General features: G+C 69.0%; 11 protein-coding genes. 5 read left to right on the top strand and 6 right to left on the bottom strand.

Translation table 11 applies throughout. From position 1 onward, the window contains the following. Positions 1–9 precede the first annotated feature (9 nt). From BN1701_RS03820 to BN1701_RS03800, 5 genes are all read left to right on the top strand, one after another. Complete coding sequence (locus tag BN1701_RS03820) at positions 10–2,013, top strand: prolyl oligopeptidase family protein (protein ID WP_054045534.1); 2,004 nt, start codon at positions 10–12, stop codon at positions 2,011–2,013. 109 nt (positions 2,014–2,122) lie between these two features. Then, entirely contained in the window at positions 2,123–2,455 is a 333-nt protein-coding gene (locus BN1701_RS03815; RefSeq protein WP_054045532.1) for a hypothetical protein, read from the top strand. Between the two features lie 269 nt (positions 2,456–2,724). Further along, positions 2,725–5,742: a DEAD/DEAH box helicase gene (locus tag BN1701_RS03810; protein ID WP_054055594.1), complete on the top strand. Its 3,018-nt coding sequence runs from the start codon at positions 2,725–2,727 to the stop codon at positions 5,740–5,742. Then, positions 5,735–6,547 carry an SWIM zinc finger family protein gene (locus BN1701_RS03805; RefSeq protein WP_054045530.1) on the top strand — a complete coding sequence of 271 codons (813 nt, stop codon included), beginning with the start codon at positions 5,735–5,737 and terminating at the stop codon, positions 6,545–6,547. Before BN1701_RS03810 ends, BN1701_RS03805 begins: the two co-directional genes overlap by 8 nt. Then, positions 6,544–7,572 (top strand): DUF2293 domain-containing protein, encoded by a 1,029-nt coding sequence (locus tag BN1701_RS03800; protein WP_054045528.1) that lies wholly within the window; start codon positions 6,544–6,546, stop codon positions 7,570–7,572. Before BN1701_RS03805 ends, BN1701_RS03800 begins: the two co-directional genes overlap by 4 nt. Here BN1701_RS03800 and BN1701_RS03795 read toward each other — a convergent pair whose 3' ends face one another. From BN1701_RS03795 to nrdR, 6 genes are all read right to left on the bottom strand, one after another. Then, a complete protein-coding gene (locus tag BN1701_RS03795) occupies positions 7,573–8,541 on the bottom strand; it encodes a neutral zinc metallopeptidase (protein WP_054045526.1) in 969 nt (322 codons plus the stop codon). Between the two features lie 124 nt (positions 8,542–8,665). Continuing rightward, positions 8,666–9,376 (bottom strand): SDR family oxidoreductase, encoded by a 711-nt coding sequence (locus BN1701_RS03790; protein WP_054045525.1) that lies wholly within the window; start codon positions 9,374–9,376, stop codon positions 8,666–8,668. 21 nt (positions 9,377–9,397) lie between these two features. Then, entirely contained in the window at positions 9,398–10,291 is an 894-nt protein-coding gene (locus BN1701_RS03785) for an RNA polymerase sigma-70 factor (protein ID WP_054045523.1), read from the bottom strand. A gap of 192 nt (positions 10,292–10,483) precedes the next feature. Then, the gene (locus BN1701_RS03780) at positions 10,484–10,900 is read right to left on the bottom strand and encodes a type II toxin-antitoxin system HicB family antitoxin (RefSeq protein WP_054045520.1); all 417 of its coding nucleotides are present in this window, start codon (positions 10,898–10,900) and stop codon (positions 10,484–10,486) included. A 129-nt stretch (positions 10,901–11,029) separates the two neighbouring features. After that, the gene (locus BN1701_RS37080; RefSeq protein WP_054045518.1) at positions 11,030–15,151 is read right to left on the bottom strand and encodes a vitamin B12-dependent ribonucleotide reductase; all 4,122 of its coding nucleotides are present in this window, start codon (positions 15,149–15,151) and stop codon (positions 11,030–11,032) included. A 118-nt stretch (positions 15,152–15,269) separates the two neighbouring features. Continuing rightward, the gene (nrdR, locus tag BN1701_RS03770; RefSeq protein ID WP_054045516.1) at positions 15,270–15,743 is read right to left on the bottom strand and encodes a transcriptional regulator NrdR; all 474 of its coding nucleotides are present in this window, start codon (positions 15,741–15,743) and stop codon (positions 15,270–15,272) included. Between the last annotated feature and the right edge of the window lie 95 nt (positions 15,744–15,838).

Here is a 15,838-nt window from a genome sequence, read left to right as displayed (position 1 = left end):
CTGGCGCCCATGACCGACGACCCGTACCTGTGGCTGGAAGAAGTCACCGACGAGACCGCCCTCGAATGGGTGCGGGCCCGCAACGCCGAGACGACCGCCAAGCTGGGCGGCGAGCGGTTCGAGTCGCTGCGCGCGGGCATCCGGGAGGTGCTCGACGCCGACGACCGCATCCCCTACCCGCGCCGCCGGGGCGAGTTCCTCTACAACTTCTGGCAGGACGCGGCCAACCCGCGCGGCCTGTGGCGGCGCACGACGCTCGATCAGTACCGCACCGACGCGCCCGAGTGGGACGTCCTGCTCGACGTCGACGCGCTGGCCGAGCGCGAGGGCGAGAACTGGGTCTGGAGCGGCGCGGCGGTCCTCAAGCCCGACTACCACCTAGCGCTGATCGAACTGTCTCGCGGGGGCGCGGACGCGACCGTGGTCCGCGAGTTCGACTTGCGCACCCGCGAGTTCGTGGCCGACGGGTTCACCCTCCCGGAGGCCAAGTCCCGGGTCGGGTGGATCGACCGCGACCGGGTCTACGTGGGCACCGACTTCGGCGACGGCTCGCTGACCACGTCCGGATATCCGCGTGTGCTCAAGGAATGGCTCCGGGGCACACCCTTGGAAACCGCGACACTGGTGTTCGAGGGCAAAGCCGAGGACGTCTCGGCCTACGCCTTCCACGACTCGACCCCCGGCTTCGAGCGCGATTTCGTCGGACGGCACCCGGACTTCTTCACCTCCGAGGAGTTCCTGCGCACCCCCTCGGGCGACCTCGTGCGGATCGACGTGCCCGACGACGCCACCTCCGACGCGCACCGCGAGTGGCTGCTGGTCCTACCTCGCACCGACTGGACCGTCGCCGACACCACCTACCGCGCCGGTTCGCTGCTGGCCGCGAACTTCGACGCTTTTCTCGCGGGAGACCGTGAGCTGACAGTCCTGTTCGAGCCCGACGAGCACACCTCTCTCTCGGGGTACTCGTGGACGCGCAACCACCTGATCCTCAACGAGCTGCGTGACGTGAAGTCCCAGCTGGAGGTCCTGACCCCAGGCCCCGTGGGCTGGACCCGCGCGCCGCTGCCCGGCGTGCCGGACGTCGGCTCGGCTGACGTTATCGACACCGACCCCGACCACAGCGACGAGTACGTCCTCAACGTCAGCGGCTATCTGCAGCCCGCGACGCTGCTGCGCGGCGAGATCGGCGGCGAGGCCGAGGTGCTCAAGCAGGCGCCGTCGTTCTTCGACACCGACGGCCTGCGCGTCGACCAGCACTTCGCCACCTCCGACGATGGCACCAAGGTGCCGTACTTCGTTGTCGGCCCCGAGAACCCGACCGGTCCGACGCTGCTTTACGGCTATGGCGGGTTCGAGGTCTCCCTGACCCCGGGCTACGCGGGCGGCATGGGCCGCTCGTGGCTGAACCAGGGCGGCACGTACGTCGTGGCCAACATCCGCGGCGGCGGCGAGTACGGCCCGGCGTGGCACCGCGCGGCACTGCGCGAGAACCGGCCGAGGGCCTACGAGGACTTCGCCGCCGTGGCCCGCGACCTGGTGGCGCGCGGGATCACCACGCCCGAGCGGCTGGGCGCACAGGGCGGCAGCAACGGCGGCCTGCTCGCGGGCGTCATGCTGACCCGCTACCCCGAGCTGTTCGGCGCCGTGGTGAGCCAGGTCCCCCTGCTCGACCTCAAGCGCTACCACCTGCTGCTGGCGGGCGCGTCCTGGATGGCCGAGTGGGGCGACCCGGACGACCCTGCGGACTGGTCCTACCTCAAGGAGTTCTCGCCGTACCATAACGTCCACAGTGGACAGGCGTACCCGCCCGCGTTCTTCGTGACCTCGACCCGCGACGACCGCGTGCACCCCGGCCACGCACGCAAGATGGCCGCCAGGATGCTCGAACAGGGCCACACGCCCTACTACTACGAGAACATCGAAGGCGGCCACGGCGCGGCTGCGGACAACGAGCAGCGGGCGTTCATGTCCGCGATCGTCTACGAGTTCCTGCTGCGCACATTGGGTTAGGAGCGGATACGTGCCTGCCCGGCAACCACATATCCTGGCGACCTCCATGGGCTTCAATCGAGCACGGACGCCTTGGCGACCATCGCCCCTTTTCCGCTACGCCTTCGAGTTGGCCGAGACAACCAAACCCCGGTTGTGCTTCATATCAACCGGCACCGGCGACCGGGAAAGCAGCAGTGACGCCTTCTACGCCGCGTTTGACGACCGCGATGTTCAGACAAGCCACGTCGCCTTGTTCGACAAACCCAACGTCGCGGACATCAGGCGCGACACACTGCCGGACGGGTACGCCACGGACGCTGGCGCAGGTTTGCACTTCGCGGGCACCGAGTTGGTTACCGCGATCGCTGATCGACCCGACGCGCAGGCATACAAAGTCGTGAAATCAGCGGACGGCCGGACCGAGGAGACGGCCCTGGACTCGCTACGACTCAGGCGCTAGGACGAAAGCGTTCCATCACCATCCGCACATCGTCACGGCCGCGCCAGTTACTCAGCACGGGCATTGCCCTGCGCAGTTCACTGCGCGCCGACAGGGACACGACTCGCTCGCAGTCGTCAAGGGTGGCCAGGGACAGACGAGCCGCATCTTCCGGCAAACCTAACGCCCGTGGTGGTCTTGCCCACCCCGAAGGATCCGTTGAGCCACACGATCATGTGCCACGGTAGCGCGTCCCGACTCTGTCCGCCCCCACCTGTATGGTCCAGCGCGTGTTGGCGCTGCACTGTCTGGCCACGGCCGAAGGAGAGGTGGCGCTGTGGGCTGAGGACTCGGATCTGGCGCCGAAGCGCACGGGGCGGTCCGACCGAGCCCATCCGTTCGCCGTCTCCACCGACGTCCTCACCGACCGGCTGGGCGTGGCCGCCAAGGCCCGTACCCTGCCGGTGCTGCTGCCGTCGCACCCGTCCACGCCCGTCGACTCCCCCGAGCTGGTCCGCGACCCGTTGGCCGACCACCCCAAACCACGCGGCGCGGTGACGCTGCGGCCCTGGTTGGTCCCGGTACTCGGGTGCGATCCCGGCACGCTCGCAGCGGAGCTGTCCCGGCTGATCGATCACGCCGATGACGTCCGGCCGGGGTCGAGCGTGCGGTTCGTCGCGACTGTCGCCGCGCTGGCCGAGGACCTGGTGGACCGGGGCCGGGTGCTGCCCGCGATCGTCGCCGAGCCTGACGGCCCGGCGGCCCGCTGGCGGCCGGTCCTCTCCGGCGTCGACGCGGCCCGCTTCGCCCGGCTGCGCGACAGCATGCCGCCGGTCCTGCGCGCCGAGCAGCACGAGTCCGACCTGCTCGACGGCCGCGCCGCCGACGATGTGCTGCGCGTTCTGCTCGACTCGTTGGTCGACGCGGCCGTCCGGGTCCGGCTGGTCGATCACCCGATAGCCCCGCCCGGCGGGTTCCGCGCGGTCGAGGAAGCCTCCGGCGCGCTGTTGCACGCGCTCGTCGATGACCCTCGCATCGACGCCGACGCCGGCCAGGTGGATCTGCTGACCCGTCAGCTCGACACGTGGCGGTCCGGCGCGGTGAGCGAAGCGCCGGTCCGCACCTGTCTGCGGCTGAAGTCGCCCGCGCAGGCCGAGGACTGGGAGATCGAGTTCCTCCTCCAAGCCGCCGACGATCCGAGCGTGCTCATCCCCGCCCAACAGGTCTGGGACGGTGAGAGCGTCCTGCACCGCTGGGTGAGCAGGCCGCAAGAACTCCTGATCGCCGACCTCGCCAGAGCGGGCCGGATCTTCCCCGACCTGGACACCGCCCTGCGCGACTCGCGACCACACGGGATGAAAATCGACACCGAGGGCGCGCACCGGTTCCTCAGCCACTCCCCTGCGCTCGACCAGGCCGGATTCGGGGTGCTGCTGCCGAGCTGGTGGCGCGCGTCGTCCGGCCTCGGTCTGCGGCTCACCACCACCTCGCGTGGCGCAGCGGGGACTGTCACGCGCAACACCGTGCTGGGCAAGAACGAACTGGTCGACTACCGGTGGGATCTCGCGCTGGGCGACCTCACCCTCAGCGAGCACGAGATGAAGGAACTGGCGAAGGCGAAGGTCCCGCTGGTCAAGGTGCGCGGCCAGTGGGTGCACCTCGACCAGCGCAGGCTGGCCGCGGGCCTGGCGTTCCTCGAACGGTCCGGCACCGGCCAGATGACCGCGGGCGAAGTGATCGACTTGGCCGGGATGCCCGCCGAGGACGACGCCTTTCCGGTGCCCGTGCTCGGCATCGGCGGCACCGGCTGGCTCGCCGATCTGCTCAGCGGCGCCGCCGAGGCCAAGCTGGAGCCGGTCGACCCGCCTGCCGGGTTCACCGCGCTACTGCGGCCTTATCAGCGGCGGGGCCTGGCCTGGCTGTCATTCCTCGACCGGCTCGGCCTCGGCGCCTGCCTGGCCGACGACATGGGCCTGGGCAAGACGGTCCAGTTGCTCGCGCTGGAAACCGCGTCCCGCACGACGCCCAAGCCGCCGACGCTGCTGGTGTGCCCGATGTCGGTGGTCGGCAACTGGCAGCGCGAGGCCGAGAAGTTCGCCCCGCGCCTGCGGGTGCACGTCCACCACGGCGCCGATCGGATGAGCGGCGTGGACCTGGCCGACGCCGTCGCCGACGCCGACCTGGTGATCACCACCTACGCGCTGGCCGCTCGCGACGCCGCCGAACTGGCCGAGCTGACGTGGGACCGGATCGTGCTCGACGAGGCGCAGAACATCAAGAACAGCGCGTCCCGGCAGGCCCAGGCGGTCCGGGCGCTGCCCGCCCGCCACCGGGTCGCGCTGACCGGCACGCCGGTGGAGAACCGGCTGGCCGAGCTGTGGTCGATCATGGATTTCGCCAATCCCGGCCTGCTCGGGCCGCTCGCCAAGTTCCGCGCCCGCTACGCGGTGCCCGTCGAGCGCTACGGCGACGAGGACGCCGCCGCGCGCCTGCGCCGCGTCACCGGGCCGTTCGTGTTGCGCAGGCTCAAGACCGACCCGGCGATCATCGACGACCTGCCCGACAAGATCGAGATGAAACAGCTCTGCAACCTGACCACCGAGCAGGCCACGCTCTACCGCGCGGTCGTCGACGACATGCTCACCAAGATCGACGAGAGCGAGGGCGTGCAGCGCAAGGGCTTGGTGCTGGCGACGATGACCAAGCTCAAGCAAGTGTGCAATCACCCGGCCCAGTTCCTCGGCGACGGCTCCCGCGTCGGGGGCCGATCAGGCAAGCTCGCGCGGCTCGAAGAGATCCTCGAAGAGGCCCTGGCCGAGGGCGACCGGGCGCTCTGTTTCACCCAGTTCGCCGGGTTCGGCGCGATGCTTGTCCCCTATCTCTCGGCCCGCTTCGACACCGACGTGCTGTTCCTGCACGGTGGCACGCCGAAGAAGCAGCGCGACGCGATGGTCGAGCGGTTCCAGGCGGGCGACGGCCCGTCGATCTTCCTGCTGTCACTCAAGGCGGGCGGGACCGGGCTGACGCTGACCGCCGCCAACCACGTCATCCATCTGGACCGCTGGTGGAACCCGGCCGTCGAGGACCAGGCGACCGACCGCGCCTTCCGCATCGGCCAGCGGCGCGACGTGCAGGTCCGCAAGTTCGTCTGCATCGGGACGCTGGAGGAGCGGATCGACAAGATGATCGAGCAGAAGAAGGCGCTGGCCCAGCTCGTGGTCGGCGCGGGCGAGGACTGGCTCACCGAGCTGTCCACCGCCGAGCTGCGCGAACTGGTCACGCTGTCCGCGGAGGCCATCGGTGAGTGACGAGTGGTGGCGCACCGAGCCGACCAAGACCATCCGGGTGGAGAACGGCATCCGCACGCGCAGCCAGCACGGCGAGATCGCGCGCACGTGGTGGTCCCGCCGGTTCCTGGAAGTCCTTGAGTCGCTGGGAATGGGCGGGCGGCTCGAACGCGGCAAGCGCTACGCGCGCGCTGGACAGGTGTTAAGCCTGTCGTTGTCGACCAGCATTGTCGTGGCGACGGTGCAGGGGTCGCGGCCCGAGCCCTACCGCGTGCGGATCGGCGTCAAGTCGTTCACGCCGGACCAGTGGATCGAGGTGGAGAAGGCGCTGGCCGGGCAGGCGCTGTTCATGGCGAAGCTGCTCGCGGGCGAGATGCCCGCCGACATCGAGGAAGTGTTCGACAAGGTCGGCGTCGCGCTGTTCCCGGACTCCACGCGCGAACTATCGATGGACTGCTCGTGCCCGGACTGGGAGGTGCCGTGCAAACACCTCGCCGCCGCCTGCTACCTGCTGGCCGAGTCCTTCGACGCCGACCCGTTCGAGATCCTGGCCTGGCGCGGCCGCGGTCGGCAGGAGCTGCTGGACCACCTGCGTTCGCTGCGCGACAGCACCGCACTGGAGCCCACCGACCACCGCGAGCCGCTGGCCTCGGTGCTGGACACGTTCTGGGGCAAGCCATCGCCGCGCACCGGCGACCCTCCGACAGCCGCCGACCGGCCAGACGCGCTGCTCGACCAGCTCGACCCGCTGCGGGTGATCGTGCGCGGCAAGCCGCTGGTCGAGTTCCTCCGGCCCGCGTACCGGACCATGGCGGAGGGCTCGTGAGGCTGGCGACCCGGGTGGCGACGGTCGCCGAGGAACTGTTGAGCCGCAAGAAGTACGTCGCGCCCATCGATGTGCTGGTCGGGCTTGGCTGGCTCAGTGGGCGCGTGGTCGCGTCGTGGGAGCAAGGCCGGACCGAGCGACTGGACGCGGTCGCGGCCGTGTCCGGCGACCGGGTGGCAGAGGCCGTGACAATCCTGGCGGACTGGGCCAGGGACAACGGCCTCGCCGAGTCGCAAGTGGACTATATCGCCGCGACCAGGGACCGCCGGTCGCTGCGCTTCACCGCGGGCGACGACAAGGTCTTCCGAACGCATTGGACGGACCCGGCACTGCCCGCCGCCCGGCGCGAGAAGGTGCTGGAACGGCAGCGGAAAGTGCCCGACTTGGTGGTCATCCAGCCGGACAAGCACTGGTATTGCTCGCTCTGCGGCGATACCGGCGACTTCCACTTCCTGGAGAACGACCTGCCGGTGTGCGTCGACTGCGCGGACATGGGCCACCTGGTGTTCCTCCCGTCCGGCGACACAGCACTCACGCGGCGGGCCCGCAAAGCCAGCGGACTCGCGGCCGTAGTGGTCAAGTGGAACAAGTCGCGCAAACGCTTTCTGCGGTGTGGGCTGCTGGTCGAGCACGCGGCGCTGGAGACAGCCGAGGAACAGTGCTTCGCCGACGAGGAGGTGCGCGAGCGGCGCAAGGCCCGCGACCGCGTCCGCCGCGCGGCCCAGGACGTCGAGTTCCAGGCGGCGTTCGCGGACCGGATCGTGGCCCTGTTCCCCAGGCTCGCGGCCGACCGCGCGCAGGCCATCGCCGAGCACGCCGGTACCCGCAGCAGCGGACGCGTCGGCCGTTCCGCGGCAGGGCAGGCGTTGGACGAGGGCGCGGTGACCCTGGCCGTGGTCGCGGCGATCCGCCACGAGGAGACCGACTACGACGCCATGCTCATGTCGGGCGTCCCGCGCGCACAGGCCCGCGAACGAATCCGCGACGACATCGAACGCGTCTTGGCCGAGTGGCGCTTGCCTTAGCTACTCGACCTTGGGCGACGGCGCGGCGAAGGTGTTGCAAGACGCGCTCGACTTGCCGTCGTATCCGGCCATCGCCCACACGAGCTGGTTCTCCCGCGTGCCATGGGTGTCGGTGCCCTGCGTGTCCTCGAAGCTCTCGGCCGACTCCTCGGCGAGGTCGGCGTCGACCGATCCGCGTCCGCCGACAGCGGCCAGGAACATCCCCGCGAAGCAGTTCGCCTGCAACTCCGTGCGCCGGGAGAGCTCCAGCGTCTCGTCCTCGTCGGCCTGTCGCTCCCGCTCGTTGACCGCGCCGAGGATGCCCGCGAGGGCTTGGACGTGGTGGCCGTACTCGTGGGCCAGCACCGCCAGGTGGTAGGCGGTCTCGTCGCCCGCGTCCCGGATCAGCCGCTTGCGCGGCATATAGATGATCTTGTCGCGAGCGCAGTAGAACGCGGTGGCCTCGTCCTCACCGGGCGCGAAGCCGCACTTGCTGCGTGGGGCGTCGTCGATGTTGAGGCCGGGGCTGCGGAACGGCAGGCCCGCCGCGGTCAGCGCGGGGCGCCACGCCTGGTCCAGGCAGGCGATGCCCATCCGGTAGTACGCGTCCAGCTCGCCCGCCTCGGTGCCCAGCTCGGGCAGCGCGCAGTCGACCTGCGGCAGCGGTGCGCCCGGCGTGAGCAGCTTGTTGGCCGCGACGTCGGCCAGCGTGCCCTTGTCGGCCTTCGGGGTGTCGGCGAGGGCCTGCTCCCCCACCGCGAGCGCGTGACCCTCGATCGTGGTCCGGGTGCCGCCCGAGGTCACCTTGCCGACCACCGCGATGGAGAGCACGCCGACCAGGACGATGCTGAGCACGGCCACCAGCACGAACGGCGAGTTGCGCCGCGGCGGAGGAGCGAGGGTGACCACCGAGACCTGCGAGAGGAAGACCTCGTTGTAGTTGACCGGCAGCGTGGGCCCATGGCGCGGGTCACCGTCCGGACTGCTCAATTCCCCCACCTCGTCATCCGAGCCGCGAGTCCGGCGCCCGTGCGGGCGAACGGTCCCCCCGAACCGGCGACACAATCATAGGTGGCCGGTCAGCCGCGTTCGACAACCACTTTCGGCACCACGGTCAGGACTGCCTCAAGAACGCGTCGAAGTCGACCTTGCCGTCGGCGTGCTCAGGGGTGAGGTGATCACCGCGGCGGTAGGCGGCGAACGTGCGGCCCGGCAGCCACAGCGGCACCGTCGGCCTGCGGCTGCCCTTCGACCGCAGGTACGCCCTGGCCAGGTCAAGCGCCGTCTCGATCTTGGGCCCACCCAGGTCGTCGACCCGTCCGGCGGGCGGTGCGGAAGCCAGCTCGATGAGCCGGGCGGCCACGGTCTCGGTGTCGACGGGCTGGAACCGCAGCGCGGGCGCGAACACGACCGGCAACCGCTGCACCGACCAGATCCGCGCGAGAAGCTGGTGGAACTGCGTCGTCCGCAGGATCGTCCAGGGCAGGCCGGAGTCCTGGATCAGCCGCTCGACCGCGAGCTTGGTCTCGTAATACGGCAGCGGCACGCGATCAATGCCGACGATGGAGATGTAGACAAGATGGGCACCGTTAGCCGCGCTTATCAGGTTCTCAGTAGCACGGACGTCCCCGCTGCCCAGCGTTGTCGCGCAGTGGATAACGACGTCCACCCCGGCCATCGCGTCGGTCAGACCGTCACCGGTGAGCAGGTCGACTGAGGGCGTGCTCCGGCGGCTGGCCGACCGGACCGGACGGCCCGCGTCTTCGAGTCGGCGAACCACGACGCTGCCGAGGACGCCCGCTCCGCCGGTCACAAGAATGGTCATCGTTCCTCCAGGGTTGGTGAGTCATCCCTGCAGACCGGACAGCTCCCTGGAACGTGACAGCTGCCCAGCCAGATACCCGAGCTTGTCCGGGTTCGCCTGAATCCGCAGCGCGACGACCTTCCCGTCATCGATCTGCGGCACGATGAGCCCGGCCGCGACGCCGTCGACCCAGCCGAGCACCCCGATGTCGCCGTTGACCTCGACCACCGTGAACTCGGTCGCCTTGGTGAGCCGGGTCGTGATGCCGACCAGGTACCGCGCCACCCGGTTCGCCCCGACCACCGGCCTGCGCGCGCTGTTGACCTTGCCGCCGCCGTCGGCCCACGACACCACGTCGTCGGCCAGCAGCTTCTCCAGGGCCGCGACGTCGCCGAGTTGGGCGGCCGCGAAGAACCGCTCGACCAGCGCGTGGTCCCGATCCGCCGACGCGCGCGGCCGGTGTCCGTCGAGACCCCGGCGGGCCCGGTGGTGGATCTGGCGGCTGTTGACCTCGCTGAGCCCGAGAACGCCCGCGATCTCGGCGTGCGGGTAGGCGAAGGCTTCCCGCAGGACGAACACCGCCCGTTCCACCGGACTGAGCCGCTCCATCAGCAACAACAGCGCGAACGACACCGACTCCCGCCGCTCAACGGTGTCCACCGGCCCCAACGCGCCGTCGCCGGTGGCCACCGGTTCCGGCAGCCACGGCCCGACATACCGCTCCCGGCGAGCACGGGCGGAGGTCAGCTCGGTCAGGCAGAGGTTGGTGACGACCGTCGCCAGCCACGCGCTCGGCTGCTCGACCCCGTCGGCCTGACGCCACCGCAGGTAGGCGTCCTGAACGATGTCCTCGGCCGCCACCGCCGACCCCAACATCCGGTACGCGATCCCGAACAGCCGCGCCCGCTGCGCCTCGAACTCGTCGACCTCGTTCACAACCCTGATCCTGCCCGTACGGCGGCCCGGTGAGCATCGAGTTCTGGCTGACAACCCTTGTCATAGTCATCACGCCGGGCGCCGGCATGGTCTATACAATGGCCGCGGCCCTGTCCCGCGACTCCCGCGCGAGCATCCTGGCCGCCTTCGCCGCCACCGTCGGCATCGTCCCGCACATGGTCGCCAGGTGGGTCACCGCGCGACACCTACGAGCCACTCGCGCAGCTGCTCATCATCACAAAAACTGATCAACTGCACCAATCCCCAGTTGTCACGGTGGTTCGGGGCGTCGAGCAGGTGACGCTGCCAGTCTTCCGCGTACTCCCGCAATGCATCAACCATCTCGGCGATCGCCTCGTCCAACGACGCACCATCAGCAGCAACCGGCAACCCCGGAACGAACACCGACCAGCCATCAGCCGCCGAAACAACCTCGGCGCGCGACGGAACGCTCGACACGAGAAAGCTGCGCAAGCGCTCTACAGCCACAACGGCGGTAGTAGCCGAGTCTCGCCGAACAGTAGCGACTCGCCCCTTCTCCGCGGCATCAAGCAAGTCCTTCAAATGTGCGCGAGCTTCGGTGTAGCTGTCGTAGTGAACCGCGGACATACCAGCCTCCCCGATCAGTCTCCTCCTGTGTCCCCGTCCGATCGAGAACAGACGTCGAGGAGCTGGGGCGCCAATCGGCACCCCAGCTCCTCTGATCAGCGATAACTCGCCCAGCGAGGCGCCCCGAACTCAGCTGCAGCCGGACGTCGACCCGCAGCCCTCACACAGATAGCAAGAGCCCGCCGGTCGCATCTTCGTGCCGCACGTCATGCACAGCGGTGCGTCCGCCACCTTGCCGAGGTGCAGTTCCAGCAGTTCCGTCGAGCTGTGTGCCTCCGGCTTCTCCTCCGCAGCGGCCTCGATCGTCGCCCGCGGGCTCGCGTCGACCGTAGTGCGCAGGCCCTCCAGGTCCACATCCGACTGTCCACTGTAGTCGGACGCGACCTGGGCCGAACGCTCGTCGGCGGTGAAGACGCCCAGTTGGGCGCGCTTCTCGTAGGGCAGATAGTCCAAGGCCAGCCTGCGGAACAGGTAGTCCAGGACGCTCGTGGCTATGCGCACGTCCGGGTCGTCGGTCATGCCCGCGGGCTCGAAGCGCAGGTTCTGGAACTTCGAGACGTAGAACTCCAGCGGGATCCCGTACTGCAGACCCACCGAGATCGACATGGAGAACGCGTCCATGACACCGGCCAGGGTCGAGCCCTGCTTGCCGAGCTTGACGAAGATCTCGCCGAGGCCGTCGTCCGGGTACGAACCGGCGTGCAGGTAGCCCTCGGCGCCGCCGACGGTGAACGACACCGTCTGGGACGGGCGCTTCTTCGGCAGGCGCTTGCGGACCGGGCGGTACTCGATGACCTTCTCGGGCTCCGCGGCCGCGGTCGAGCCGTTGTTGGCGCCCTTGCCCGCCGACAGCGGCTGGCCGACCTTGCAGTTGTCGCGGTAGATGGCCAGTGCCTTCAGGCCCAGCTTCCAGCCCTGGAAGTAGATCTCCTCGACATCCTCGACGGTGGCCGCCTCCGGCATGTTGACCGTCTTGGAGATCGCGCCGGAGATGAACGGCTGCACGGCCGCCATCATCCGCACGTGGCCCATCGGCGCGATGGAGCGCTCGCCCATGGCGCAGTCGAAGACCTCGTAGTGCTCCTTGCGCAGGCCAGGGGCGTCGACGACGTGGCCTTGCTCGGAGATGTACTCGACAATGGCCTCGACCTGCTCGTCCTGGTAGCCCAGGGAGCTGAGCGCGCGCGGCACCGTCTGGTTGACGATCTGCATGGAGCCGCCGCCGACCAGCTTCTTGAACTTGACCAGCGCCAGGTCGGGCTCGATGCCGGTGGTGTCGCAGTCCATCATCAGGCCGATGGTGTTGTGGCTGACGAACCCGTTGGCGACGTAGGTGACGTTGTCCGGCACTGACAGGTCGTAGGTCGGCTGCACGCCGCCGTCCTCGTTGGCCGAGACCGGCTCGAACAGATAGTCCAACGCGTGACCAAGTCGGGCGTCCCGGGTCTCCTGGAATAGCTGATGCGCCCGCATCCGAGGCACGCCGCCGGTCTTCCGCAGAGACTGCGAGATCGCGTCCCGACTATCGTGACCAGCAGGAACCAGCTCATCCCACACGGCGCGCGGTAGGTGAACGAGGTCGCGCTTGGCCGAGTGGCGCGGCTCCAAGGCGACCACGAGCTTCGCCTTGCGCTCTCCGAGGAAGCCCACAACCTCATCGAATGCCAACGCGTGATCGACATTGCGCAGCCGAACCTGGTGCACCGGACCGCCCCAACCGCTGGTCGTCTCGCGAGTGGTGCTCGCCAGCCGCAGTGCCAGCAGCAGGCCGCGCACATCCTCAGCGAACAGCGCCGAAGCGGTGCTCAAGCTTGGCACGCCCTCGGTCACGGTGCCGTCGGCCTCAAACAGCCCCCGCAGGAACGCGCCGTAGATCGCGGCGTTGTTGGTCTCGCGGATGGCGGCGGGCACCCGAGGCGTCCACCCCTTGCCGGTGTGGTCGACTCCGGGCAGGTCCTTGGCGAACCCGGCGGCGGACCACCAGCGGGCCAGCCGCACCGACTGAAGGACGACCTCCTGATACCCATCTGCCTGGTTGACGACCACCTCCAGCCCGAACAACTGCTTGCCCAGGATGCGCAGCCGCTCCACCACGTCGAGGTCGGTGTCGGCGACACACAGCCTGATGCCCTTGCTGTGCATACTGCCGTCGCCCATGAAGTAGCCGACCAGCTCAGCCAGGTCCTCATCGATGACCTCAGGCACCTGGATGTCCCGATCACCGGCGTAGTACGCCTGGTCGAGCACTGGCAGCGGTACCTGGCGCGGATCGCCGACCAATCCGCCCAACTGCAGCGGAACCACGTCGTCGGCCTGGATATCGGCCAGTCGCTTCCATTCCCAGGCCCCGGTTTCGGCGTCCACGACCTTCACCCGGTGGGCCAGCGTCCCCTGAATGGTGTAGCCGCCATCGGTCACGATTCGCCGGGTCGGTTCTTCGCCGTTGACGAAGAACTTCGTGGCGCGCTTCGGCCCCTCGTCGGTGCTGACCGTGAGTTCGATGTCCTGCCACTTGTCGCCGTACAGCTCGCCCAGCTCAGACAGCCTGGCCAGCCCACGATCCGTCGTGACGACTGTGTCACCGACCAAGCAGCCGGTCGGGGCCAACACACTCGCCTGGGCGTTGCGCCAACCAAGGCGCCCGCCGATCTCCAGCGCGGCCTGCCACTCGCGAGTCGCCACGCGCTGCACGGCGGCGTCGGTGGAGTGGTAGGTGCGGACCAGGTCGTTGGCCGCGGAGTGCTTGCGCATGACCCGCTGGTGGGCCTCGGCGTTGCGCGCGTAGCCCTCGAACGGACCGACGACGCCCGCGAGCTCGGCGGACCGGCGGTAGGCGGTGCCGGTCATCAGCGAGGTGATGGCCGCGGCCAGCGCCCGGCCGCCCTCGGAGTCGTAGGCGTGGCCGGTCGCCATCAGCAGCGCGCCGATGTTGGCGTAGCCGATGCCCAGCTGCCGGAACTTGCGGGTGGTGTCGGCGATCGGCTCGATCGGGAAGTCGGCGAAGCAGATCGATATGTCCATCGCGGTGATGACGATCTCGACGGCCTTGGCGAAGGTCTCCGCGTCGAAGGTGCCGTCGTCGCCGAGGAACTTCATCAGGTTGAGCGAGGCGAGGTTGCAGCTGGAGTTGTCCAGGTGCATGTACTCACTGCACGGGTTGGACGCGGTGATGCGGCCCGACTCCGGGCAGGTGTGCCACGCGTTGATCGTGTCGTCGTACTGGATGCCCGGGTCGGCGCACTCCCACGCGGCCTGCGCGAGCTTGCGGAACAGGGACTTGGCCCCGACGTTCTCGATGATCTCGCCGCTGGTCCGCGAACGGAGGCCGAACTCCCCGTCGGACTCCACGGCGTGCATGAACTCGTCGGACACGCGGATCGAGTTGTTCGCGTTCTGGTACTGCACCGAGGTGATGTCGGCGCCGCCAAGGTCCATGTCGAAGCCCGCGTCGCGCAGCACGCGGATCTTGGCCTCTTCACGGGCCTTGGTCTCGATGAACTCCTCGACGTCGGGGTGGTCGACGTCGAGCACGACCATCTTCGCCGCGCGCCGGGTGGCGCCGCCGGACTTGATGGTGCCCGCGGACGCGTCGGCGCCGCGCATGAACGACACCGGGCCGGACGCGGTGCCGCCGGAGGACAGCAGCTCCTTGGACGAGCGGATGCGGGAGAGGTTCAGACCCGCGCCGGACCCGCCCTTGAAGATCAGGCCCTCTTCCTTGTACCAGTTGAGGATCGAGTTCATCGTGTCGTCGACGGCCAGGATGAAACACGCTGACACCTGCTGCGGGGAACTGGTGCCGACGTTGAACCACACCGGGGAGTTGAAGCTGAACACCTGGTGCAGCAGCATCCAGGTCAGCTCGTGCTCGAAGACCTCGGAGTCGGCCGACGTGGCGAAGTAGCCGTGCTTGACCCCCGCCGCGACGTAGGTCTTCACCACGCGGTCGATGAGCTGGCGCAGCGAGTGCTCGCGCACCGCGGTGCCCACGGCGCCGCGGAAGTACTTGCTGGTCACGATGTTGGTGGCGTTGACCGACCAGAAGTCGGGGAACTCGACGCCGCGCTGCTCGAAGTTCACCGACCCGTCACGCCAGTTGGTCATCACCACGTCGCGGTGCTCCCAGGTGACCTCGTCGTAGGGATGCACCCCCTCGGTGGTGTAGACGCGCTCCACCCGCAGTCCGCGCTTCGGCGAGCCGTTGCGCTCCGCGTGCTCGCTCGCCGCGGGGGTCCCCACGGTTTCGGTCATGACAAGTCCCTCTTCCTCATCACTGGCCTGTACTGGTGTGGCCACGTCCGGGCTCCCCGTCCGATGCGGCCTGAGTTTGTGGTGGTGGTGCCTGCTCCCGCGTCCGCGAGATTGCCGTCTAGTGCTCATCGGGCGTCGATTCACCCGCCATCGCCGCGCGCAGGTCGGCGATCTCCTTCTCGAAGTCCTCGACCGAGGAGAACGACCGGTAGACGCTGGCGAAGCGCAGATAGGCGACGCCGTCGAGCTCACGCAGCGGTCCGAGGATGGCCAGGCCGACCTCGTGGCTTGGGATCTCGGCGCCGCCGGTGGCCCGGATCGTCTCCTCGACCTTCTGGGCGAGCAACTGGAGCTGGTCCTCGTCGACCGGCCGCCCCTGACAGGCCCGCCGAACACCGGTGACGACCTTGTCCCGGCTGAACGGCTCCGTCACGCCCGACCGCTTCACCACCGCGAGGATCGCCTCCTCGACCGTGGTGAACCGGCGGCTGCACTGCGCGCACGACCGACGCCTGCGGATCACCTGACCCTCGTCGACCTCGCGCGAATCAACGACCCGGGAATCGGAGTGGCGGCAGAACGGGCATCGCATGAACTCTCATCCTCCCTCTCCTGCTCCGACCATCCGAGTGGCCGCTTGACGGTCGTCCACGACCACGGCTGGTGATCAATCTGTGGATAAAGGGT

It is taken from the genome of Alloactinosynnema sp. L-07, assembly GCF_900070365.1.
GTDB lineage: Bacteria > Actinomycetota > Actinomycetes > Mycobacteriales > Pseudonocardiaceae > Actinokineospora.
Note: the sequence above shows the minus strand (reverse complement) of the source record. Positions and strands in the feature narration are given on the sequence as shown.

Coding starts and splice junctions, on each gene's coding strand:
- BN1701_RS03790 (WP_054045525.1), bottom strand. CDS start 9,376: ATGACCATTCTTGTGACCGGCGGAGCGGGCGTCCTCGGCAGCGTCGTG.
- BN1701_RS03780 (WP_054045520.1), bottom strand. CDS start 10,900: ATGTCCGCGGTTCACTACGACAGCTACACCGAAGCTCGCGCACATTTG.
- nrdR (WP_054045516.1), bottom strand. CDS start 15,743: ATGCGATGCCCGTTCTGCCGCCACTCCGATTCCCGGGTCGTTGATTCG.
- BN1701_RS03820 (WP_054045534.1), top strand. CDS start 10: ATGACCGACGACCCGTACCTGTGGCTGGAAGAAGTCACCGACGAGACC.
- BN1701_RS37080 (WP_054045518.1), bottom strand. CDS start 15,151: ATGACCGAAACCGTGGGGACCCCCGCGGCGAGCGAGCACGCGGAGCGC.